At 63.6% G+C, this 23513-nt stretch carries 8 protein-coding genes; 2 read left to right on the forward strand and 6 right to left on the reverse strand.

What is annotated here, in order from left to right:
* Positions 1–128: 128 nt before the first annotated feature.
* The 6 genes from IPV69_RS21130 to IPV69_RS21155 form a co-directional block, all read right to left on the reverse strand.
* A complete protein-coding gene (locus IPV69_RS21130) occupies positions 129–2984 on the reverse strand; it encodes a sulfatase family protein (protein WP_206291708.1) in 2856 nt (951 codons plus the stop codon).
* Between the two features lie 152 nt (positions 2985–3136).
* Positions 3137–4429, reverse strand: a complete 1293-nt coding sequence (locus IPV69_RS21135) for an anaerobic sulfatase maturase (RefSeq protein WP_206291709.1) — start codon at positions 4427–4429, stop codon at positions 3137–3139.
* A gap of 75 nt (positions 4430–4504) precedes the next feature.
* Positions 4505–9163: a sulfatase-like hydrolase/transferase gene (locus IPV69_RS21140; protein ID WP_206291710.1), complete on the reverse strand. Its 4659-nt coding sequence runs from the start codon at positions 9161–9163 to the stop codon at positions 4505–4507.
* A gap of 373 nt (positions 9164–9536) precedes the next feature.
* On the reverse strand, positions 9537–13103 hold the full coding sequence (ccsA, locus tag IPV69_RS21145; protein ID WP_206291711.1) for a cytochrome c biogenesis protein: 3567 nt from the start codon (positions 13101–13103) through the stop codon (positions 9537–9539).
* A 316-nt stretch (positions 13104–13419) separates the two neighbouring features.
* Positions 13420–14619 carry a hypothetical protein gene (locus IPV69_RS21150; protein ID WP_206291712.1) on the reverse strand — a complete coding sequence of 400 codons (1200 nt, stop codon included), beginning with the start codon at positions 14617–14619 and terminating at the stop codon, positions 13420–13422.
* Between the two features lie 222 nt (positions 14620–14841).
* Positions 14842–16152: a hypothetical protein gene (locus IPV69_RS21155; RefSeq protein ID WP_206291713.1), complete on the reverse strand. Its 1311-nt coding sequence runs from the start codon at positions 16150–16152 to the stop codon at positions 14842–14844.
* Between the two features lie 1480 nt (positions 16153–17632).
* On the opposite strand from IPV69_RS21155, the gene IPV69_RS21160 reads away from it, so the two are divergent.
* Both IPV69_RS21160 and IPV69_RS21165 read left to right on the forward strand, forming a co-directional pair.
* Positions 17633–18082 (forward strand): hypothetical protein, encoded by a 450-nt coding sequence (locus IPV69_RS21160; protein ID WP_206291714.1) that lies wholly within the window; start codon positions 17633–17635, stop codon positions 18080–18082.
* A gap of 214 nt (positions 18083–18296) precedes the next feature.
* Entirely contained in the window at positions 18297–23498 is a 5202-nt protein-coding gene (locus IPV69_RS21165; protein ID WP_206291715.1) for an AsmA family protein, read from the forward strand.
* Positions 23499–23513 lie beyond the last annotated feature (15 nt).

A 23513-nucleotide genomic window follows, 5' to 3' on the forward strand; every position in this document is an offset into this window, starting at 1 on the left:
GCCTTGGCGGACGTGATGGATCTGGTTGCGCCGCGGTTTGGCTTTGCGAAGTCCGAACGCGCCCAAGTACAGACGCAGTCTGACATCCGCTCAGCAGCTTCGTCGCTGGTCCCAGTCGCGGGCGGTAACTATGCCAACTCCAGGTAGTTCACCCTCGTCAAGCCGCTGGCGGCGGAACCGATTCCGAGCGTTAGTCGCCCGTCGGCGACGTTGACGACGATCAGTTTGCTGCTGAAGACGTTCGCAGCGAGCTTGGCGTAGTTAAACAACTGGACGCCTTCGACCCAGATGTTGTTGGAGCTTGCCGCCCCGGCATCGCCGACGCTGACTTTGACCGTGTAGGTTCCGTTGGGGACCGACAGCTCCCATTTGCCGCCGGCTTTGATCGCGACACAGGTATCGAGAAGTTGATTGGTGTTGAGGTTGCGATCGTAGACGGCATCGGCGTGGTTGGTCGTCCAGCCGTAGGTGCGGCCGTTTCGGCTGGCGTATGTCTGACCGCAGTCTACAAAATACGACGCCACGATCGGTGCGACCGCCGGTTGGAAGTTTACCTTGATGGCCGCGGTGGTCGGTGGGGGCGGTGGCGGCGGTACGACCTGACCGTCGGCGACTTCCAGGTAGTTGATTCGCACGGTACCCGCAGGCGCTGAACCGATCCCCAGCGTCAGACGGCCGTCTGAGACTACGATAGTGGTGGACTTCTGGGCAAAGACATTTGCCGCAAGCGACTGGTAGTTGAAGACCTGAACGCCCTCCAGCCAGACGTTGTTGCAGCTCGCCGCTGCGGAGTCGCCGACCGACAGCTTCACCGTGTATTTTCCGTTGGGAACGGCCAGTTCCCACTTCCCGCCGCCACCCACCGCGACATTGGTATCAAGCAGCTGATTGGCATTGGCGTCGCGATCGACAACGGCGTTTGCACAACTGATATTCCAGCCGAACGACTGCCCGTTTTGAACGGAAAATGCCTGTCCCGAATCGATCAGGTATCCCGCAACCGACGGTGCCGTGGCCGGTTGGAAATTGAAACGCAGCGTCGTCGTCACGGGTGGCGGAGGCGGGGGCGGAGATTGGGTCAGCCTGGTGAGGGTCAAGTACGTCAGCCGTGTCGCCAGGTTGGCCGAAGACCCCGCATCGATCGTGAGCCGACCGTCCGTTACGGTGACCGTGATGGGAAGGATATTGAACTGCAGTAATCGCAGCGACTGCCCGCTGAACAGCGATTTGCCTTCGACGTTCACCGTGTTTCTGCTGCTGGAACCTCCATCGCCGATTCCAACCTTGACCGTGTATGTTCCGTCGGGGACCGCTATCTCCCACTTGCTGGCAGACTTGACGGCGATCACGGTATCCAGCAACTGATTCCCGCTTTGATCGCGATCGAAGACGGAATCCTCGTGCGACGTGGACCAGCCGTATGTTTGACCATTGCGATTCCCGTAGACCTGCCCGGAATCAACAAGGTACCCCGGAACGACAGGGCTGGCGGCGGGCTGGAAATCGACCTTCACTACGCTCCCGGCAGGCGGATAGGTCGGCGCAAAACCGACCCGCGCCGCCGCGGCATCGTAGCGGGCGAGCATGTCCGACTGCAGCACCGCGGCGGCAGGCTTGTTGTAAAGGTTGTTGATCTCGTAAGGGTCGTTGTCGAGATCGAAGAGCTGCGTCCAGTTTGAGTTGCCCGGCCATTTGATCAGTTTCGCGTGCGCCGTTCGCACGGCAAAGTGCTCAGGAGGGCTGAAGGGCGGGGGATAACCGTCGTCCTCGAAGTACTGGTAAAGGAAGTCGTCGCGCCACGGCGTTGCCTGCCCGGTCAGGAGCGGCGCGAAGCTTTTGCCGTCAATGGTGCTCGGTATCGCGGCGCCGGCCAGATCGAGAAACGTCGGCGCGACATCGACGTTCAGGATCATCTGGTCGAGCGTTCCGCCACCAGTAACCTTCGACGGATAGCGCACCAGCATCGGGACACGGATGCTCTCTTCATAAGCCAGACGCTTGTCGCCCTGTCCGTGCTCGCCGCGCATGTACCCGTTGTCGCTTACGAAGACCAGGACTGTGTTCTGCGCCAGGCCCAGGTTATCCAGCGCGGCCGTCAATCGGCCCACCTCGGCGTCAACCGCCAGCACCGCACCGAAATAGCTGCGGGTGTCCTGAACGCTTGGCCCCATCCCCGCACGCTGATACGGCGGATATGCCGCGGCATTCACGGCGGGATTAGGCGTTACGTTCGCGACTGCACTCACGAACTGGGCTGGCGCGGAATACGGGGCGTGCGGCGCTTTAAAGCCGATCGTGAGTGAAAACGGTGTCTGGCTGACCTGGCCGGCGCGAGACTCCAGGTACTGGATCGCCAGGTCAGTGCTGACATCGTCGACCCATCCGGTCGTTGGAACGGATTTGCCATTCACCTCATAGACGTTGTTGTAGTAGACGCCTTGGCCGATGTAGCTTGCGCTATAGTCAAAACCCGGCCTGGGCCCCGACTGCAACCCCATGTGCCATTTGCCAACGTACCCGGTGTGATAGCCTACCTGCTGCAGCAGCGAACCATAGGTCGTCGATGAGGCGGGGAAGGGGGTGAAGTTGCCCATCACCCCGTTCTTGTGGTTATAGGCTCCGGTCAGGAACGAAGCCCGAGCCGGCGCGCATACAGAACTTGTAACAAAGGCGTTCCGGACCCAGATGCTCTGATCTCGCAACTCATCAAGGTTCGGCGTCTTCAACCAGGGGAATCTTGCGGCCGATCCCTGTTGCTGCTGGACGAATCCCATGGCGTCGTAGCGAAAATCGTCGGCCATCACGAAGACGAAATTGGGCCTGCTGACTGCAGCCGCTGGCTGTGATGAGAGGTCAGCGGTGATCGCCGTCGGGGACGGCGCCAAGGGCTCAAGTGGCACCTCGGGCAGGGCCGCCGCAAGGCGTAGAAACACCCGGTTCTCCAACCGCTCCAACACCGCGCTCGTCTGTCTCCGCTTCATCATGCGTCCTTCCACCCACGGCCAAAGATGCTACGACAGCACTACGCGGCGCGGCTGTAGTATTGCGAGCGTCCCCACCTGTAGGTCGAAGTCCTATTCCACACGTTGAATGCGATGCCGAATGACCCCGGATCAGATCGCGATCGAACAGCGATTCACCGCGTTTGCAAGCGTAGAATTTCCATGATGCGCGCGGGCGGCTGCTCATCCTGAAGCAATCTCGCCATGGTCCGCATCAAAGGGTCGATATGGTTGAAGAAGTGCTTGTACCCAGCACAAAGGTAGTTCAGCCCCGCCTGGCCATCAGGCGTCGTCATGAACCGGTGCTTGGGGCATTCCCCGTTGCAGGCAAAGCGGACTTCGCACTGACGACAGTACTGCGGCAGGGTATCGGCTTTGTCGCCGCCGAACTTCCGCTGCTGCGGACTGGCGACCATGTCGGCAAGGGTCTGGCTCAGCACGTTGCCCAGCTTGTATTGCGGGTAGACGTAGTGGTCGCAGGAGTAGAGATCCCCATTGTGCTCGACGGCCAATGCGACGCCGCACTTCTCACTGAACACGCACAGGCTTGAAGGCAACCCACACCAGATACCGAGCATGACATCAAACAGCTGCACGAACGTTTCGCCGACGTCATTCCGCACCCATTCGTCGAAAATCGCCGAAAGGAACTGGCCGTATTGCAGCGGCCGCACGCTCCAGTCGGTAACCGCCGGCGATTCGGTCCGGCCGTCGAGGATCGGTGGCGCGGCCAGGTCCAGGTTCTGGCGCTTGGCGTCCGCGTCGGCAGGCCGTTCCACCAACGGAATGTACTGATGAACGACCGACCCGATCGACTTGAGGAACCGATAGACCTCCAGCGGATGATCGCCGTTGCTTCTGCTGACGACGGTCAGCGTGTTGAACGCGGTGGCGTGCTTCCTGAGGAACGACAGGCCGCGCATCACGTCATCGAAGGTGTCGCGACCCTGCTTGTCGACGCGATAGCGATCATTCATCTCCCGCGGGCCGTCGACGCTCAGACCAACGAGAAAGTCCTCCTCGCTCAGGAACTGGCACCATTCGTCGTCGAGCAGCGTGCCGTTGGTCTGCAGCGCGTTGTGAATCTTCTTCCCGCCGGCGTACTTCCGCTGAAGCGCAACGGCCTTGCGAAAGAAATCGACGCCGAGCAGCGTCGGCTCGCCTCCCTGCCAGGCAAAGCTGATCTCGGGCACGTTCTGCCCGTCGATGTATTGCCGGATGTACGCTTCGAGAACGTCGTCGGGCATACGCCAGCGGGCCTGGTCGGGGTAGAGGCGCTCCTTTTCAAGGTAGAAGCAGTACGTGCAGTTGAGATTGCAGATCGGGCCGATCGGCTTGGTCAGAATATGAAAGGATGGCACCCGCGTCGGGCCATTTGAGGCACCGGCCTGGACGGGTGAGAGTTCGGGAACGACTCGAAGATTCATCTTAGCATAGTCTACTCGCTGCCCCGCGAAACACCGCCCCTCTGGCGAGGCGGCGTCACGCGACGTGAATCACTTTCAAGCGATCTCGATGAAGTTCAGACGCGTTTTGCCGCCGGCGATGGAGCCGATGCCAAAGGTGAGTTTGCCGTCGGTCACCGTGACGGTCAGCGATCTGGTGCTGAAGTTGTTGGCGTTGAGGCTGACGTAATTGAAGAGTTGCTGGCCTTCGATCCAGACGTTGTTCTGACTCGCCGCCCCTGCGTCGCCGACACCGACCGTCACGGTGTAAGTTCCGTTGGCAACGGCCATCTCCCATTTACCTGCGGCTTTCACGGCGACACTCGTATCGAGCAGCTGGTTGGCGTTGATGTTTCGATCGACCACGACATCGGCATGACTCGCAGACCAGCCGTACGTTCGACCGTTACGGGCCCCGTAGACAAGGCCCGAATCAACGAGATAGCCACTCACCACGGGCGCGGCTGCCGGCTGAAAGCTAACCTTCACCGCGCCGATCGACGGAGGCGGGGGCGACGTCGGGGGCGGCGATGTCGGCGGAGGCGAGGTCGGCGGGGGGGACACCGGGACGCCGGCCACCTCAATGTAGTCGACCCGCGTCTGGCCTGTCGGCGACGATCCCACACCCATCGTCAGCTTGCCGTCGGTCACGGTCACCGTCAGCGTCCGCGCGCCGTAGTTGTTGGCACCCAGGCTCAGGTAATTGAAGAACTGCGCTCCTTCAACGTAGACATTGTTCCGGCTCGATGCGGCCGAGTCGCCTACGCCTACCGTGACGGCGTACTGTCCATTCGGAACGGCCAACTCCCACTTGCCGCCGGCCTTCACGGCGATGTGGGTATCCAGCAACTGGCTGGCGGTGGCATTGCGGTCGAAGGCGACATCGGCATGGTTCGTCAGCCACCCGTAGGACTGTCCGTTCCGCGCGGCATAGACAAGACCGCTGTCGGGCGCGTAGCCGGGCACGACGGGTGCCGACGCCGGCTGGAAGTTGAACTTCAGCGTTGTCGGCGGAGGCGGTGATGTCGGGGGAGGCGACGTCGGCGGTGGGGGAACCGTCGGCGGGGACGTGCCGTCCGTCAGCGTCAACTGGAACTCGGCGAATCCGCCAATCTCCCCGCTCTTGTCAGGGCCGGCGTAAGCCACGGCGCGGATCGTGTGCGCGCCCGTGGGTCCGCTCCATGGCAGGATGTCACCGGTGATATCACCGCCGATGGTGTACGGGCCGTCGTTGTCGACGCGCGTCTCGACGCCGTCGATCAGGAACTGCACCGATCCGATCACACCCGTCGTGACGGCCGACAGGTTGATCGCCGGCGACGCCAGCGCGATCGACTGTCCGGCGGAGACGGCACCCAGCACGGCGTCGGTCTCGGCATTGACGAGGGAAAGCCCCGTCACGCCAAAAACCGGCGGCGGGGAAGGAGGTGGTGGCGGCGGAGGCGGTGGCGGTGGTGGCGGGGGCGGAGGAACGGTCGGGGGCGGCGAAACGCCGTCGGTCAGTGTGACGGAAAACTCCACGAACCCGCCCGCCACGCCGGTCAGGTCCGGCCCCGAATACGCCACCGCGCGAATGGTGTGAGTACCCAGCGGGCCATTCCACGGAAGCATGTCGCGGAGCGGGTCGCCGGCGACATCACCGCCGATGGTGTAAGGCCCGCCGTTGTCAACGCCGACCTGCACACCGTCAACCAGGAACTGGACTGATCCAATCGTCCCGGTGGTAACTGCGGCGAGGTTGATGGCAGGCGACACAATACCGATCGACTGCCCGTTGCTCACTCGGCCGATCTCTTCGTCAGTGTCGGCGTTGTAGAGCGAAAGAGCCGTCACGCCGAACGTGATCGGCGGAGGTGGAGGTGGTGGCGGGGGCGACACCGGGCCGTCCGTGAACGTCAGGGACAGCTCGTACGCGGTGCCAACGTCACCGCTCAGGTTCGCCCCGCTGTACGGCACGACCCGGACGATGTGCGTGCCGAGCGGAGCGGCCCAGGCTAGAAAATCGGCACCCTCATTTCCGCCGATCGTGAACGGGGCCTCCGACTCCACGCGAACCTGCTGCCCGTCGATCAGGAACTCGACCGAACCGACGACGCCACTTGTTACGGCGAGCAGACTAATCGCAGGCGAAGAGCGAACGATCGACTGGCCGGCGGTCGCCGGGCCCGTCTCCAGGTCGCTGTCGGCATTGACGAGTACCAGGCCGGTGACGGCCAGTGTTGCGGCAGGAGGCGGCGGCGGTGACGTCGGGGGTGGCGGTGGAACCGGTGGCGGCGATGTCGGGGGCGGCGGGGAGACCGGGAAGCCTGCCACTTCGACGTAATCCAGCCGGGTCGCTCCGGTCGCGGCCGATCCCACCCCCACGGTCAGCCTGCCGTCGGTCACGTTGACCGTGATCGACCTGTTGCTGAAAACGTTCGCCGCGTGCGCCTGATAGTTGTAAAGCTGAACGCCTTCGACCCAGACATTATTCGTGCTCGCCGCCGCCGCATCGCCGACGCCCACCTTCACGGTGTACTGCCCGTTGGGCACGGTCAGTTCCCATTTCGCGCCGGCCTTCACCGTGACCACCGTATCAAGCAACTGGTTCGCGTTGAGGTTGCGATCGAAGACGGCGTCGGTGTGATTGATCGTCCAGCCGTAGGTCTGGCCATAGCGAGCGGCGAACGTCTGACCCCCGTCCACCAGGTAGTCGGCGACGGTCGGTGCGGCGGTCGGTTGATAGTTAAACCGCAGCACGGCGGCCGGCGGCGGTGGGGGTGGCGGCGGCGGAGAACCGGGCAATCCCGAGACTTCCAGATACGTCAGCCGTGTCTGCACATTGCCCGATGCCCCGAAGTTGAGCGTCAGCCGGCCGTCCGTCACGGTGACCGTGGCAGACTGAATGTCGAACACGTAGCCGCGAAGAGACTGCTCGGAATAGATCGGCGTCCCTTCGGCAAAAACCGTGTGCGTGCTGCCCCCTGTGTCGCCGATGCCTACCTTCACTTTGTAGGTGCCGGAAGGCACGGCCATCTCCCATGTGGCGCCGGCCTTGGGGATCGCGACGGTATCGAACACCTGGTTCCCGTTTGCTTCGCGGTCGAAGACGGCATCGGTGTGTGAAACCGACCAGCCGAAGGCCTGGCCGTTGCGTGCGCCGTACAGCAAACCGGAATCGACAGCGAAGCCCGTCACGGTCGGCGCCGACGCCGGCTGGAAATTGACACGGAACACACTGCCCGGCGGCGGCAACGTCGGCGCAAACCCCACCTGTTGCAGAGATGCCGTGTAGCGGGCTTCCATGTCCGACTGCAACGAACTTGCCGACGGATTGCCGTAAAGGTTGGTCTTCTCGTAGGGATCGTTGGCCAGGTCAAAAAGCTGTGTCCACTGCGGCTTGCCCGCCCATTTCACGAGCTTGGCCGTCTCGGTGCGGACGGCGTAGTGCTCGGGCGGACCGATGTTCGGCGGGTAGCCGTCTTCCTCGAAGTACTGATACAGAAAGTCCGACCGCCACTGCGTTGATTCCCCGGTCAGCAGCGGCTTGAAGCTTTTGCCGTCCATGGTCGCCGGCGGGGCAATGCCGGCCAGGTCCAGGAAGGTGGGGGCTATATCCACATTCAGGATCATCTGGTCCAGCGTGCCGCCACCCTCCACGAGGGCCGGATACCGCACCAGCATCGGCACGCGCATGCTTTCTTCGTAGGCAAGGCGCTTGTCCCCCTGGCCGTGCTCGCCCAGGAAGTATCCGTTATCGCTGGTGAAAACGACGACGGTGTTCTCGTCCAGGTTTAGCTGGTCGAGCGAAGACATCAGCCGGCCGATGCTCTCATCAATGCCCAGCACCGTGCGGAAGTAGTTCCGCTGATCGGCCATGTCCGGACCGGTACCGCCGCTGGTGTAGGGCGCGTAGTTGGTGGCGTTGGCCGCCGGGTTGGACGTCACGTTGGACAGCGCCGAGGTCAGCCGGGGCGGAGGCGTGCGCGGCACGTGCGGCGACTTGTAACCGACCACCATCGCAAACGGCGGCGGTACCGCCGCCACAGGCGGGGGAGACAGCGGGTCCGGCGGTGACGTCGGTGGAACGACAGGCGGAGACTGCACCCGGGATTGCAGGTACTGAATCGCCAGGTCCGTAGTTACGTCGTCCACCCAGCCGGTCGTCTGCACCGGTGTACCGTTGATCTCGTACACGTTGTCAAAGAACGAGCCCTGCCCGATATAGCTCGCGCTGTACGAAAACCCCGGCCGCTGCCCCGACTGCACGCCCATGTGCCACTTACCGACATACCCCGTGTCGTAACCCCCTTGCTGCAACAGGCTGGCGTAGGTCACGCTGTCGGTCGGCAGGCGGTCGGAGTTCCCCTTGATCCCATTCTTGTGGTTGTAGGTGCCGGTCAGGAATGAGGCGCGCGAAGGGGAGCAGAGCGAACTGGTAACGAACGCATTGCGAACCCAGAGCGATTCGCTCCGCAGCCGATCGATGTTCGGCGTTTGAAGCCATGGGAACCGCGCGGCAGAACCCTGGGCCTGCTGGACGAACCCCATCGCGTCGTATCGCTGGTCGTCGGTGATGACAAAGATGAAGTTCGGCCTTACCGCCGCCGGGGGCGGAGAGGTCGGGGGCACCGTCGGCGGCACCGTTGTGACCGGCGGAGGCGGAGGCGGGGTGGGTGGAAGCGGTTCATCGGCGGTACCGCTGAGCAGTTCCCGAGACTCGAGCCGCTCGATCAAAACCGACCCGGTACTGGTACGTGACCCAGCCAGGGCCGTCGCGAGTCGTCGCGAAGCCGTCGATCTTCCCAAACCTGAACCCGAGCCTTTTCTGAGCGTGTGAGACAACGACTTAACCCCAATGCACAAACGGACCCCGACGAGAACGGCATCGAAGGGTTGCCAGAGTGTACCCCCGTCCGCGGCTTAACGGAAAACAAACCTGCAGATTATCGCGAAAAACCGCCGGAAGGTCGGCCGGGCGGGCTGCGTGTCCCCTCATGCCCGGCCGTTCGGCGAACGGCCGGGCTCTTGCGAAGCTTTATTGGACGCGGCCAAAGCCCGTCTATCCGAAGAAGCCTTGGCAGGTCACGGGCGGGTTGCCCGCGGACGATTAACCCACGGTAGCAGCCGGGAGCTTGGGCGGTTTCGGCACGATATTCGCCGTTGGGATGGCGGCCTCTGCCGCATAGCTCCGCCAGAGCGACTTGGGCATCATGCCGCCGACGATGATTAGCCCCGACACCGCCCAGGACAGCAGCAATGCGAGCACACCGCCGTCGATGAAGCCGTAGGCGTGCAGGCCGATGCCCATCAAGTTGGTGCCGAACCAGCTCCAGCCGGTGATGATGATGCCGACGACGCACAGCACCATGAACCCGCGCTCCTTCACGATGCCGCCCCAGCGGGCGTGCAGGATGACGGCGTTCCAGAGGACGATGAGGATCGCGCCGTTCTCCTTCGGGTCCCAGCCCCAGAACCGTCCCCACGACTGATCGGCCCAGATCCCGCCGAGAATCGTCCCGACGAAGCTGGCGAACATCGCGAAGCAGACGATGCCGTAGCACATGCGGTAGAGCTCTTTGCGTAGGTTCGAGTCGAGCTCCTTGGTGAACAGACCGCGGATAATGAACACGATTGCGACAATGCCGGCGATAAAGGTGGCTGTGTACCCTTTCGTGATGACAACCACGTGTGTCGCGAGCCACCAGTTGGTGTCTAGAACGGCCTGAAGCTGTGCCATGGTGTCGACGTCGCGGACATCGAGCGCGCCCGCGATCAGAGTCGTCGCGATGCCTAGGACGGCCGCCGTCAGGGCACTGACGCCATTGCGGAAGATCGCCTCGAGGATGAGGCAGATGAGCGCCGCGCCGAACCCGATGAAGACGGCGGACGAGTAGAGATTCGTGACGGGCGGGCGGCCCGAGATGTACATGCGGGCGATTAGGCCGTAGCTGTGAACGACGAGCGCGATGGAAAGCAGCACAATCGCCGACCGCCAGAGTGGCCGGGTGAAGCCGATCATCGATCCCAGCGACATGACGAGAACAGCAATATAGAACACCAAGGACACCGTGAACGGGTCGAACCGGTTAAAGCCCATCTCAAAGCCGGCCTTCTGATGGCTGGCGGATTTCGGAGCCTGCGCCTGAACCGTGTTGATGTAGGAAGCCACGCTGGCATCGAAGCCGCTGACATCCTCGTTGCGCAACTGCCGCAACATGCCAAACCACGCGGTGGCCGATTCCATCTGCGTCGCGGGCATCTCGACATTGTGGCCCAGCTCTGCCTCCCGCTCGGCGAGCGTCGCCTCGACCTCGTCGAAGTGGGCGACGATGTCGGCCTTGTCCGGCTCGTGCACCAGCACGTTACGGACGTTGCCCAGCGTCGTGCGAAGCTGCCGCACGGTCACACGGGCCAGTGGCTGCCACTTCTGCCCGTCGGCCAGCGGGGCGATGAACAGCAGGTTGTCGGTGGCGCCACCTTCCGAGCCGAGGTAGTTCACCGTCCGGTCCAACTGCCGCAGCAACTGGTTGCCGAAGATCGCCTTGTGCTGGGCTTCGGACCGCACGTCCGGCGAGACGAACACACCGGCCCGCAGCGCCGCGACCAGAAGTTCCACGCCTTTGCGTTCGTCGGCCAGGACGTCGTTGAGCACCGACTGTTCTGTCGCGTTCACCAGCCGGATGTAGCGCGAAATGTGCTGGTACAGCTTCACCACCGCCTGCTGGTACGGATCGCGCTGCTTGTCGGCGACCTTGCGGACCTGCGTGACCTGCTCCTGGAACTTGGACATGTTCCCGGGCTTGCCGGCGATGTCTTCCCAACTGAACAGCTTCTCTTCGGTCTTCAGACCGAGCAGGCTCTTGACCTCGGGGTGGTCGATGCGGAAGACCTTGTACGTGTCCGATCGCGCGTTGCCGGCGAGCGTGTCGGCAAACCACTCGACGGCTTCGATCTTCGTCGCGCCCATCCCCATGAAGCCGCCGTCGTCGAGCTTGATCGACTCGCGGCCGCTGAGGATCTTCAGGTTGCCGCGGGCGACCGAGTCGATCGGCATCACGCGCCCGTCGAACGACACCGGAACCTCGGCGAACGCCGTCAGGTTCATGCGGTTCGCGGGGGTCTGCTTGGACTTGTAGTCGCCCTGGAAGGCGTGACCGATGACATACCATGCGGCGAAAACGGCAAGACCGATGGGGAGCCATTTGGAAGCCTGCGGCCAGCTGCCAACGGGTGCAAGCGAGTAGCCGCCATCAGGCGATTTGTTGCCTTTGCCGCGCTTGGGCTCCTTCGGAGGAGCGGGGGGCAGTGCGAAACCTGGCGGCGGTGCCTTGCTGCGCTTTCCAAGGAACCCGACAAGGTGAATGCCGAAGTGAATCAGCATGCCCAGGGCGCCCAGCCCGCAGGCGATGTACGGCATCAACCAGCCGGGGTTCTTCACCACCTGCAGAATGGTCGTCTTGTCGCCGCGGAAGCTCGCCTGGAAGAACGTCTCGCCGGCGTAACGCAGCGGCTCGTTCATCTTGATCGTGACTTCACGCGACACGCCCTTGGCCGGGTCGAGCAGTGTCACCTGGCTGGCGAAGTTCCGCGCCATCGCGGTGCCTTCGAACTTGTCGTGCGTGAACTTGTGCAGGTGAATCGCGAACGGGCGGAAGCCGCGTTCGAATCGCAACTGCATCTGGTAGGTCTTGCCGCCAGCCTCGACCGCCTGCGGCTCATTCAGCTTCGACAGCATGCCATCGGCCCAGACCGGCAGCGTGACGAGATAGGTGCCCAGCGCGTTGCCGCCTTTTTCCACCGGCGTCACGAACGCCGCCGACACGTCCACCTCGTTGGGGTCGATGCCGTTCACCCTCGGCTTGCCGATGATGCCCAGGTTTTTCCCCGCGCCGGCCGTCGCGAGCATGTTGCCCTGCGCCTGCGGCTGCTGAGGTCCGAGCGCTTCGGAGTTCCAGTGAAACCGGTCGATGCGGATATCAAACGGGAGCCGCGGGTCCTGAATGACGCCGCCCTTGGCCAGGCGTTCGCCGCCGATGACGACATGCTTATCGACCTTCGGGTCGGAGGTATCGACCACCGCCAGTTCGACCGCGCGAATGTCCTGCACCCAGTTGGCGGCCTGCCCCTCGGTGATGGGCATCTGCCCTTCCTTGGCGAGGTATCCGGTGACGCCTTCGCCCAGCAGCAGCAGGATGAGCGAGAAGTGGATGATGATGACGCCGGCCCGCTTCTTGTGGAGCAGGCAGGTGAGCACGAGCACGCCAAGGCCGACCAGCGACGCAAGCGTGATGTTCAGCGCGTTGGGGTTGTTCTGCGTGAGATAGACGACCGGGATCGAGACGGCCAGCAGTGGCACCAGCAGTAGGTCGCCGCGAACGAACTTGAACCGCATCGCGTGGGCGCAGAGCAGGTTGATCAGGATCGCGACAATGATCGTGTATCCGCCGGGGAACATGATCGTCCCGGGGATCTTGGCCGGGTCGGCGAAGGGGATCAGGTGCTTAATGGGGATGAACGCAACCCAGCAGCGGAAGTAGTCGCGAACCACCTGCCAGATGCCGTCTTCACGCTGCGCCAGGGTGCCCGCGAACACCAGCACGATCGCCAGGCTCAAAAGCACGACGGTGATCTTGAGGGAGGCGAGCGCGGTGGCGATGGACTTCAAAACCTTCAACGGTGTTTCCTCTTCTTGCGAACGGGAATCAAAAACTCACCACGGAGGCACTGAGACACGGAGGGCAGCCTGGGGAATGACACACATCTGTCATCCTGAGGTACTCCGAAGGACCTGGTAACGAAGGCCGAAGCACGATTCGAACGCCGTCACGCCCTCGCCGGCCGAGCGGTCAACGAACATTGTTTCGGCTTCGATACAAGGTCCTTCGGAGTACCTCAGCATGACAATTGAGAGCAGGTTCGCGAACGTCACATTGTTCGCCAGGTTAGCCTCCGTGTCTCCGTGCCTCCGTGGTGATCCCTCTTCTACAGTCTTATTTTCCAAACTCGACCGATTTCAGAAACTGATTGAACGCGTCCTTCTGGGCGGCCACCAGGCCGGCGTCGCCGATGATTTTGAAGAAATAGACGTCCGGGCCGCGCTCGCCGAGCGTAATGAACATCCGCTTGGTCGGTTCCTTGTCGTTCGGGCCGACGAACTCGAAGAGGTACGCTTCCTTCCCCGAGATCGTTACCTTGGGGATCTCTTTCTCGTTGATCTCGGCGATCGGCTGCGCACCCACCTGAGCCCGCCAGCGGTTCACATTCGCCAGCAGTGGCCCGATGTTGCCTGCGCCCAGCTTTAATACGGACACCTCGGCCTGTTTTTCACCGTCTTTCACGAAAAACGTCATGACGCGCATCATTCGTGGCGTCTTGTCTTCCGTCCAACCCTTGGGGGCGACGTACTTGGTGACCTTCTCGCCTTCGTCGGCCAGCAGGGTTGGCAGGGTCAGATTCGCGTTTTGCGTGATCGCCTGCACGGCCGAGAGGGCAGGGGCGGCGATCAATGCCGCAAGGCCGTCCATCGTCCCCGGCACGCGGCTCTGGGGCGCGCCGAAGCGGACCGACTTGATAAACAGATCGAAGTTCTCCTTCTGTGCCGCGACCTGATCGTCCGGCCCTTTGAGCTTGAAGAACCAGATCTGCCGGCCGCGATCGACCATTGCGGCGAGGGTGCGGAGCTTCGGCCCGCCGGGCGTCGGCCCGGGGCCGGCCAGGTCGACGACCTGACCCGGCGTTCCGCCGAAATCCTGCGTGCGGACGAGCGACTTCAGCTGCTCGGCCGACGAATGGGTCATTCCCACTTCGCCTTCCCAGCGGTTGATGTTCTCCAGCAGGGGCTGCGGCGGACCCAGTGGGATGACAGTCAGCACCAGTTCCGGGTTCTTTTCCGAGACCGAAATCGTCGCAAATCGCATCGTCGACCCGCCGGGCACCTGCTTCCAGCCCGATGGCAGGGCCCAAGTGGGCGCGTTGGGGTCGGCGGCGGGCTTGTCGGCGACGGCGGGTACCACCGAAGACGCCAGCGCCGGCTGCGGAGCGGCGGCCGTATCGGCCTTGGGCGCGTCGTAAGCCCTGATGTCTTCATGCTCTTTGCAACCCAGCCCGGCCAACATCGACACAGAAACGGCCGATGCCAGGATCGCGGGGCGAACGGCGGCGAGAGCGCGAGCGGTAGCAAATCTATGCATAGGTTGGTTCCGTAAACGCGGATCAGGGTCCCGAGCAGCCCGTTGGTCGCCCGGTGTCCTGATGATAGTCGCCGACGGGGGGTTTGTTATGTCGGTCGGGTGGATGATGAATCGAATTTCCGGACTTCGAGGCGTCCGGCGGCTCCCCAAGACGCGTGGCACACTTGTTGGGCAGGCGTCCCGCCTGCAATGCAGCCGGGACGACTGCACCACAACGGCCCTTTAGACCGCGTTCGCGTTGCGGGTTCGGGCGGCCTCTTCCCGCTCGCGCTGCCTGCGGCGGCGTTCTGCCTGGCGCTCCTCTTCGTGCAGTTCCCACGCCCAGTTGAACTCCGTGTGATGGACGCGCTGCAACCGGCCGAGCCGCCAGCACACGCCGTGCGCGAGATACACACAGATGCACAGCAGCGGCATGGCAATCAGACCGCGGGCGAGCAGGCCGGCGGTGAAGTTGCCGATCTTCGACCCGCCGATGAGGGGATCGATGTAGTTCACCCCCAGCGCCGTCCAGAGGTAGAGCGGCACAAGCGGAACGGTGATCAGCGCCAGCCGCCAGTAGGCCCAGCCGCAAACCCGAATGACGCGGAGAACACGATCGGGTCGGAGGTTCGCCAGCGTATTGCTTCCGCAGGCGCATAGCAGAAGGGCCGGGAAGACCAGTCCGCCGAACATCAGTCCCCCTGACAGCAGGATCCGGCGGGATTCATCGCTGTCGGCCAGCCGCAGGAGCAATGTCATTGGCAGGTAAGCCAGCGTGTATGCGACGATCGCCCTGAGCAGGGGGGCAAAAACGTCCTCAGAGAACGAGCCGTTACGGAGGGGTCGCGGCAGATCGTCGCGCTGTTCTTCTCCGGTGTCGAAGATCGTGTTCGCGTAGTGCGCCAGGACGAGCCAGAAGAGTAGGTTGAATGGCCAGGCGGGGATATCGATGCCGCCCGCCTTCTGGAGAACCGCCAGAAAATACCGAACGAAGAAGTCGACAATCGTCGCGCACAGGTGTGCGAACCAGATCACCACCATGACGAACGCATTGCCCGGCGTGAACAGTTCCATCCAGACGGAGGTGCGCGGGGCGAAGCTCGTCTTCCCCGGCGTCGCATAGCCGACCGTCGGCGGGCCAGACCTGCCGAGCGGGCCGAGGGGGACGGCCGGGATCGGTGCTTCACGCCGAATCTCAAGGGGATCGAGGCGTTCGCCGGTCTCGGGGTCGTAGCGCGGTGCCGGCCGCGACGGCGGCGGGGCGATCGGGGCCAGGTCGATCGCCTCCGGAAGCGTGCGGTTGTCGATCTCTTCGCCAGCGTCATCGACCCGCCGTCGGCCGAAGGACCGGACCAGACCCGCAAGCCGGTCGGCCTCCTCCCGTTCAACGACCGGTTGGACCGCGTGTGTACCGTCGGGGCGGAGATTGGGCAGATCAGACAGCAGCGGCACGGACGCCAGCCAGCCACAGGTGGGACATTGGATCTCGCCGCCGGCGAGGTCGGACGGAACGGACAGTTCCTCGCGGCAGTTGTTGCAGGGGAAAGTGATCAAGTGGGTGAGATTGTAACGTCAGATGGTACGACGCTCGGCGCTGATTCATCTTCTTCTGGTCGAAGTTCGGCGTTCGGTGTTCAGCAAACCGATGCTGAAACGTCCAGATAGGAACATCGAACATCGAACGCCCAACATCGAACATCGAATCAGTGGAAGTTTGTCTTGTGTCGGCGTGCACCTCACCAAAACCAGAAGGCCCACGAAGTGACTCGCGACGTCACCGCGTGGGCCTGGCTCCGGGTTACCGTTCGATGCGGCTTCCCGATGTCGGCGGCTTCCGCCGCCTGTTCTGGTCTCGGACCGGTTCTACTGGCAACCTGCTCCCGGCCTGGCACTCGCCCCGGTCCGCTCGGCCGGGTCGGCGTCGTGAGACGACGACCCGACGGACGGTATGACCGCGACTGTTTCCGCCGCGGCCGCTCACCCAACGGGGTGGCGTGGCGATGTGCCGTACTGGACGGCCGTGGGATTTCGCGTGCGGCACGCGCTGGGGCGATAGAAGCCTGTTCGGTTTGACCCGTCGAGGCAGCACACCGCCTTAACACGCCCGCCGGAAGAGTTACTTCCGTTCCCGGACCCATTCCTAGGATCAGGCGTCATTCACCGGCCGTTACCAGCCGGCTGCGACACCCTGGGCCCGACGCCCGCTCGACGGAGGGATTTCCCCTCGCGGGAGCTGAAGCGCCACTGGCGGCGACGTTAACCCGGATTGCCACTAAGAGCCTTTTAAAGCCCATCAGTTACGGGTAGCCAAGGGGGCCGTGATGGCACGTTCCGCACGACAGCTTTCGCCGCCGCGCGTTGTTGCCACAAGGGCCCCTCACGTCGCAGGCCGCCGACTCCCGCCCTGCCCGCACTCGGTTGCTTCGCAGGGTCTTCCGCGTAGGGGAAGCCGGACTTGGTATTTGGGAGCGTTCTCCGATTTCGCCGGTCGCTTTCGCGTCCGACGACGAAGGGAAATATACGCGCGGCAGTCTCATCCGGCCTAAAGAAACCGCTCACACGAAATTTACTTATCCACCGGTTGTTGCAAGTTCAGAAAAGGCGTTGATTTGAGCGGTGGAGAACGCGGTGGAGAAGCCGTCCGAGTCGGCGAGAGAACCGTAAAACATCGTCGTAGACGCCTCTGGAATCTCATCACACTTGATGCAGCTGCCGCCCGCAACGCCCGCAGTAGCACGCGAAATGGGGATGGTCGATCGCGCACGCCTCGCACCGTCGATCCGCGGTGCGCATCCTGAATCGCCGTTGCTGGTGGATCGAGCGAATCGCGATGCACGCAACCAAGCCGTAGAAGACAACAAGGAAAAACGTCATGGCATGCTCCAGGCGGGGCGGAGGGGCCCGCGCTCCCGGAGATCATAGCCGACGTGAATTGCAGAAAATTCTACGCACAGTCCGAATCTTATGGGTAAGATACGGAGCGGATCGATATCACCCCGCCCTGCGGTTTTGGGGCACTTTGGGAGTCCCACCTATGCGATTGCACCCCGTCATCATGGCATTTGGTTCGTTGGCCGTGCTCGCTTTCGCCTCGGAGAGTCGGGCGCAGAACTTCTTCGGCGGGAATAACACCGCGTTCGATCCCGAGATCAGCATTGTCGAAAGCGGCGCGAATCTGGACGTACAGGCGACCGTCTCCCACGACCGCAAGTACGTCACGATGACCATGCGTCCGCAGCTGGCCACGCTGATCGCGCTGCGAGAGTTCACCTTCCAGGGCCCCGGCGGGATCGTGGGGCAGAACGGCAACAACGCCAACATCAACAACGGCCGCGACCGCAGCGGCCGACCGCTGCCGGCGATGGCCCGCCCGGCGGTGGCAACGCCGGTCCTGCTCCGCGAAGGTATGTACCGCGTGGACACCGCTGTCCCGACGCCCGTCGCCAAGCCAGAAGAAAAGCCGGCGACTCGACCGGCTAAGTAAGGCGAGTCACGGAGCATGAGCCGTGCGGCGTTGCTTAAACGACCCGCTTGATCGGCCGATAAAACCTGAAGAGATTGGAGGCGGCGTAACCCGTTACGCCGCCTCTATCATTTGGCGAAGTGCGTGCCGCCCATCGGACCTGAACTCGGCGCACGCCGTTGAAGAGTGCACCTGCGGTGCGACCGCTAAACGTTAACCTCGGACCCAACCCGCGATGACCACCGACAACGCTCCCGAACGCCTTGATAACCCCAAGAGCCCCGCGCCAGATAGCGCCGAAGCGACGCCGGCGCCGCGCCGCCGGCGCTGGCTGAAGGTTCTCGCCGGGGTCGTGATAGCGTTGCTTCTGCTGGTGCTCCTGACGCCGACGCTCCTCAGTACCTCCGTCGCCCGCTCGTTCGTCGTCGGCAAGATCAACGACAACCTCAACGGCCGCGTCGAAATCGCCGACTGGAAGATCTCCTGGACCGGCGGCGTCACCGTTACCGGCGTTCGCATCTTTGACGACAAGAACAGCCAGATCGCCCAGGTCGAATCGCTCTCCACCCAGCTTTCGCTGGTCAAGGCGATCGGCGGCGATCTGAAGCTGGGCGACACCGTCGTTCGCGGGGCGGACTTCACACTCATCCAGGACCCCGACGGCTCGATCAATTTCGCCAAACTCGCCAAGCCCAGCAACAAGCCCGATGCGCCGCCGTCCGACCTGCCCGACGTCAGCGGCAACATCCGCATCGAAAGCAGTCGGGGCATGTTCGTCCGCAACAGCGGCGACCCGAGGACCTCGCAGAAAGTGAAGATGACCGACATCGCCGCCACGGTGGCGATCGCCGACATCAACCAGCCGATCGATCACAGCCTGTCGGTGACGGCGTCGGTCAATGACGGCCCGGCGGGCACGCTGAGCGTCAAGGGCAAGGCTTCGGTCATCGCCGCCCGGCGCGTGAACATCGATAACGCGACGCTCGACGAGACCGTCGAACTGAAGTCCATCGACGCCAGCGCGATCGCGGCGTTTCTCCCGCCAGCCGTCGTCCGGCAACTGTCCGGCCAGCTCAACGGCGGCGTGATCGCCAAGGTTGCCGGCGGCAAGTCGATTGAAATCCGCGGCGACATCGGCGGGAAGCAGATCACCTTCGCCAACGCCTCTTTCGCCCCCGGTGAAGCTTACCAAACCGACGAGCTGTCGATCCTGCTGCCGCTGACCATCAGCCTGCCCAAGGGGCTGGGCGACGTCGCGTCGGCCGTCGTTCGCACCGACGGTGCGATCGGGCTGAAAACGGGACAGGTCCAATTGTCCGTCGCCGTCGATGCCCCGCTGGCGTCGCTGATGTCGGCGGCAAAGAACCAGACCGTCGCGCTGCCCGGAAAACTCAACCAGACGCTCGTCGTCGATCTCGTCCCGCTGGCGGCAATGCTGCCCAACACGATCGGCCTGAAGCCAGGGTCGTCGCTCAGCGGCGGACGGTTCGAGCAGACCGTCACCGCCGACCTGTCGCCGGGGCAATCCAATGTCGTGGTCACGGTTGACGTCAAAGACATCGCCGGCGAGGCGCCGATCGCGGGCGCTCAGGGTCAACCCATCAAACAGCCGTTCGCCGTCGAGCCCGTTTCGCTCAGCATTAACGCGATCAGTCGCGGCGGCGGATTGACCGCACCGGACGTGCGCGATCTGACACTGAACCTGACGAGTGGCTTTGCGACCGGAACCGTCACCGCGCCCACCCTCGCGAGCCTGAAGGGCTCAATCGACGCCGACCTGGCCAAGCTCAAGCAGCAGCTCGGCCAGTTCCTGTCGTTGGACGAAACGCCGCTCGCCGGGAAGGTGAACATTGCCGCCGACAGCACCGGCGACCCGACCAAACCTTCGGAGCCGGCCAAGTTTTCCGTCATCGTCACCGGGACCGACATCGATACGCTCGTCGGCGGCAAGGCGGTCAAGCAGGCGCTGGTCCGCGCCGGCATTTCCGGCACCGTGCTCCGAACCGAGACCGGCGACGTGAAGGAAGTACGCGACCTCAGCGTCTCGGCGATCGTCGGCAACCCGACATCGCCGACCGTCGATGTGCAGATTGCCGTCCCGGCAATGACCTACGTTCCGCCGACGTCCGCCGTTGCCGCCGGTCGTTATGACATCCCCGCGTTCACGATCACCAAGGTCAACGTCGCGCTGAAGCAGGCGATGGCCGACTTCGGTGCGTTCGTACCGGCGATGAGGGAGTACGACCTCTCCGCCGGCGCGCTGAGCGTCAGCGGCACCGGTTCGATGGTCGACGGTGCGATGCGCTTCGACGGCGCGGTCGCGACGACCAACGTCGATCTCGGCCGCTACCTGGCGCTGTCGGCCACCGGCCCGGCGGCGCGCATCCGCCAGCGGACCGAAGTTCTCGCCGGCTACTCCCTCACCGCCAACCTCGGTGCAACCTATCAGCCGCTGCCGGATGGCGGCGCGAAGCTGACCGTCGCAAAGCTTGATGTCGCCGACAACCGCAAGTGGCTCTCGCTGCGCAGCCCCGGCGAGCTGATCGTCAACCTGCCCAAGGCCGGCTCTCCGCAGGCGGCGGGCAAGCTCGCGCTCGATCTTGATCTGGCGCAAACCCACGACCTGAGCCGCCGGTTTATGGCATCAACCAAGGAAGTCATCGCCGAGGCCTCCAGCCCCGACAAACCGGTCCTGGTGAAGAAGGGCCTGCTCGTCGCGACGATCGACCTCAAGCAAAACGCCGACGGCAGCATGGTGCTGGCGCTCGACGGCGGGATCGACGCGCTCACCGTCGCCGGCAACAAGCCGGTGCTGACGGACGAGAAGCTGACACTAGCCGTCAAGGCATCAACCGGGCCCAAACTGGCATCGGCGGTGCTCGAACAACTGCAGCTCAAGAGCGGCTTGGCGAACGTCGATGCGAGCGGGCAGTTCGCGCTCAGCCGAGTCGTCGGCGACACCACCGAAAGCGTTCCGCCGCTGGAGGTGGTCAAGAAGATGTCGGTGAAGGTGTCGACGCCGGAGCTGGCGAAACTGCAGGCGGTTGCCGAGGCGTTCCGGGCGACGAATCGGCCGGCGGTGACCTTCGGACCGGAAAAGCCAGAGCATCGTGGAGGACAGACATCGCTTCCCGGGGGACAGACATTTTTGTCTGTCACTCGGGAGGAAACCCGGGATTCGAACGCAAAGGGCTCCTCTGCATTCGAGAACTACAATAGGTCCCGAGTGACAGGCAAGAATGCCTATCCCCCACGAGGCCTTCCGATCGAAGTCGCCGCGGCTGACGAAAAGCTTCCCGCCGGCACGCCGGTCCCGGCGACGCTTCCGGCCGCCGCTCCTTCAATGCTCGAGCAGATCGGGGAAATCCGCATCAGCGAGCTATCCGCTTCGGGCCTGGGCACGACGCTGGTTCTGAAAGAGCCGTTGGTCGCCCGCAGCCCGTCAGAGCTGATGGCCCTCTTCACGCCGCCCGCCAAAGCCGGCGCGGCCACTCAGCCCGTGGCGGCAGCACCTGCGACAACACCGCCGGCGACCCAGCCTACGCCCACCCCGCCTGCGAAAATCGCCGGCGGCTCGGCAACGATCTCGCTCGACATCACCGGCGACGGCAAAACGCTCACCATCGTACCGGTCGTGCAAACGTCAAAGCTCGCCGTCACCGTCGGCACGGCCACCCGCGACCTAGGCGACATCAGCGTCAAATCAACCCTTGCGGTCGCCACCCGCGCCCCAAACGCCGCCGCGGTCGCTCCGGCACTGGCCGGTTCGTTTACCGTGGCCGGGCAGATCGAACCGCTGATGGAACTGTCGGCGTTTCTCGGCGGGAACAAGCCGCAGTCGCCTTACGCCGGCGCGATCAACATCACCCAGAAGCTGGCCACCGAAGGCGCGGTGATCAAGCTTCAGGGCGGCGGCACGGTCGCCGACTTCCTCGCCCGCGACGCCGCCGGCAAGACGACCTTCACCGAGAAGACCATCCGCATCGACGACGACCTGTCGTTCGATACCGCCGGCGTCGGAACGCTGGCTTTGTCGAAGCTCGGCGTGGTCTTCGAATCCAGCGGCGCGATGAGCCTGGGCGTGACGGGGAAGATCATCGATCTCAGCCGCACGCGCACGTTCGACAACCTCGTCGCCGATGTGTCGTACGACGCCGAGAAGCTCTGGCCGATCATCCACGGCATGATGGCCGACCCGGCCACGCCGGCAGACAAGGACCCGTACAAGGATTACGTCATCAAGGGCAAAGCCAGCCGCAGGTTCGCGCTCGGCGGCAGCCTGCCGGCGACGGACGACAAGGGCAACGTCATCCCGACCGCCGTCGCGCTGCGCAGCCTGATCGCCCGCGGCAGTGTTGCGTTGGACCTGGTGGAGGCCGAGGGACTGACCATTCAGAAGCTCGACATCCCCGTCACGCTCGTCGGCGGTGTGATGAAAGTGATCGACGACAGCAAACCTGAAGGCCAGCAGAAGCCGACGCCGATCGCCTGCAACAGCGGCACGATCGACCTCGGCGGCATCGCGATCGATCTCAACGGCGAGTTCCCCCTGCTGAATATCCCGGCGAATCTGCCGCTGCTGAGCAAGGTGCAGCTCAACCCGGCACTGGCCAAATCGCTCGGCGACCTGGTGAACAACCCGCTGTTCGTTCCGTCGGCCGAGACCAAGGGGATCATGGACGTCACGATCGTGGAATGCCGCGACGTGCCGCTGGGCAAGATGCTCAAGGTGAACAGCCGGGAGAACAAGGGATACGCGGTCGCGACGTTTAGCTTCAGCGGGGCGCAGTTCAAGAACACGACGGTGACCGACCTTCTCGGCTACCTGAAGGTCGACGCCGACAGCTTGCAGGGGAGCATTCGCGACGGCAAGGTCACTTATAGCCGCGGATACATCGGCCATGACATGACGTTCGTTCTCGGCGAACGACAGGAGCGGACCATCCATCTCTACGGTAGGGTCAAGATGGCCGACAGCACCCTCGAACCGCTGACGATGCTCTTCTCGGCGAGCTGGTTCGGCGGCGACATCGCGAAGTTCGTCCCCAAGGGTGTACCGCTGTCGATGACCGGCAACTTCTCCGCGCCGCGGTACAACTTCGCGACAGCCGTTCATGAGGCACTCACGCAGAACTACCTCAGCGGCAAGCCGGAGGATATCGCTAACCTGATCGACATTTTCAGCGGAAAGAAGAAGTCGCCGGCAAGTCCCGCCACCCGCGGTAGCGTGGGGGCGAACCCGGGTGTCAATCCCGGAGTTGCCCCGGCGACCAAACCGGCCGACAAGGCGCAGGACAATCCGTTCGGAATTCTCGGCGATATTCTCGGCCAAGCCGCCAGGGACAAGGAAAAGAAGGAACAGGAGAAGAAGGAGAAAGAGCGACGCGAAAAGGAGAAACGCGACGCCAAGAAGAAGCAGTCCGGGGACGACCGGTAGCAGGTCACCGGGGGA

This window comes from Humisphaera borealis (assembly GCF_015169395.1).
Taxonomy (GTDB): Bacteria; Planctomycetota; Phycisphaerae; order Tepidisphaerales; family Tepidisphaeraceae; genus Humisphaera; species Humisphaera borealis.

Coding starts and splice junctions, on each gene's coding strand:
- IPV69_RS21130 (WP_206291708.1), bottom strand. CDS start 2,984: ATGATGAAGCGGAGACAGACGAGCGCGGTGTTGGAGCGGTTGGAGAAC.
- IPV69_RS21135 (WP_206291709.1), bottom strand. CDS start 4,429: ATGAATCTTCGAGTCGTTCCCGAACTCTCACCCGTCCAGGCCGGTGCC.
- IPV69_RS21150 (WP_206291712.1), bottom strand. CDS start 14,619: ATGCATAGATTTGCTACCGCTCGCGCTCTCGCCGCCGTTCGCCCCGCG.
- IPV69_RS21160 (WP_206291714.1), top strand. CDS start 17,633: ATGCGATTGCACCCCGTCATCATGGCATTTGGTTCGTTGGCCGTGCTC.
- IPV69_RS21165 (WP_206291715.1), top strand. CDS start 18,297: ATGACCACCGACAACGCTCCCGAACGCCTTGATAACCCCAAGAGCCCC.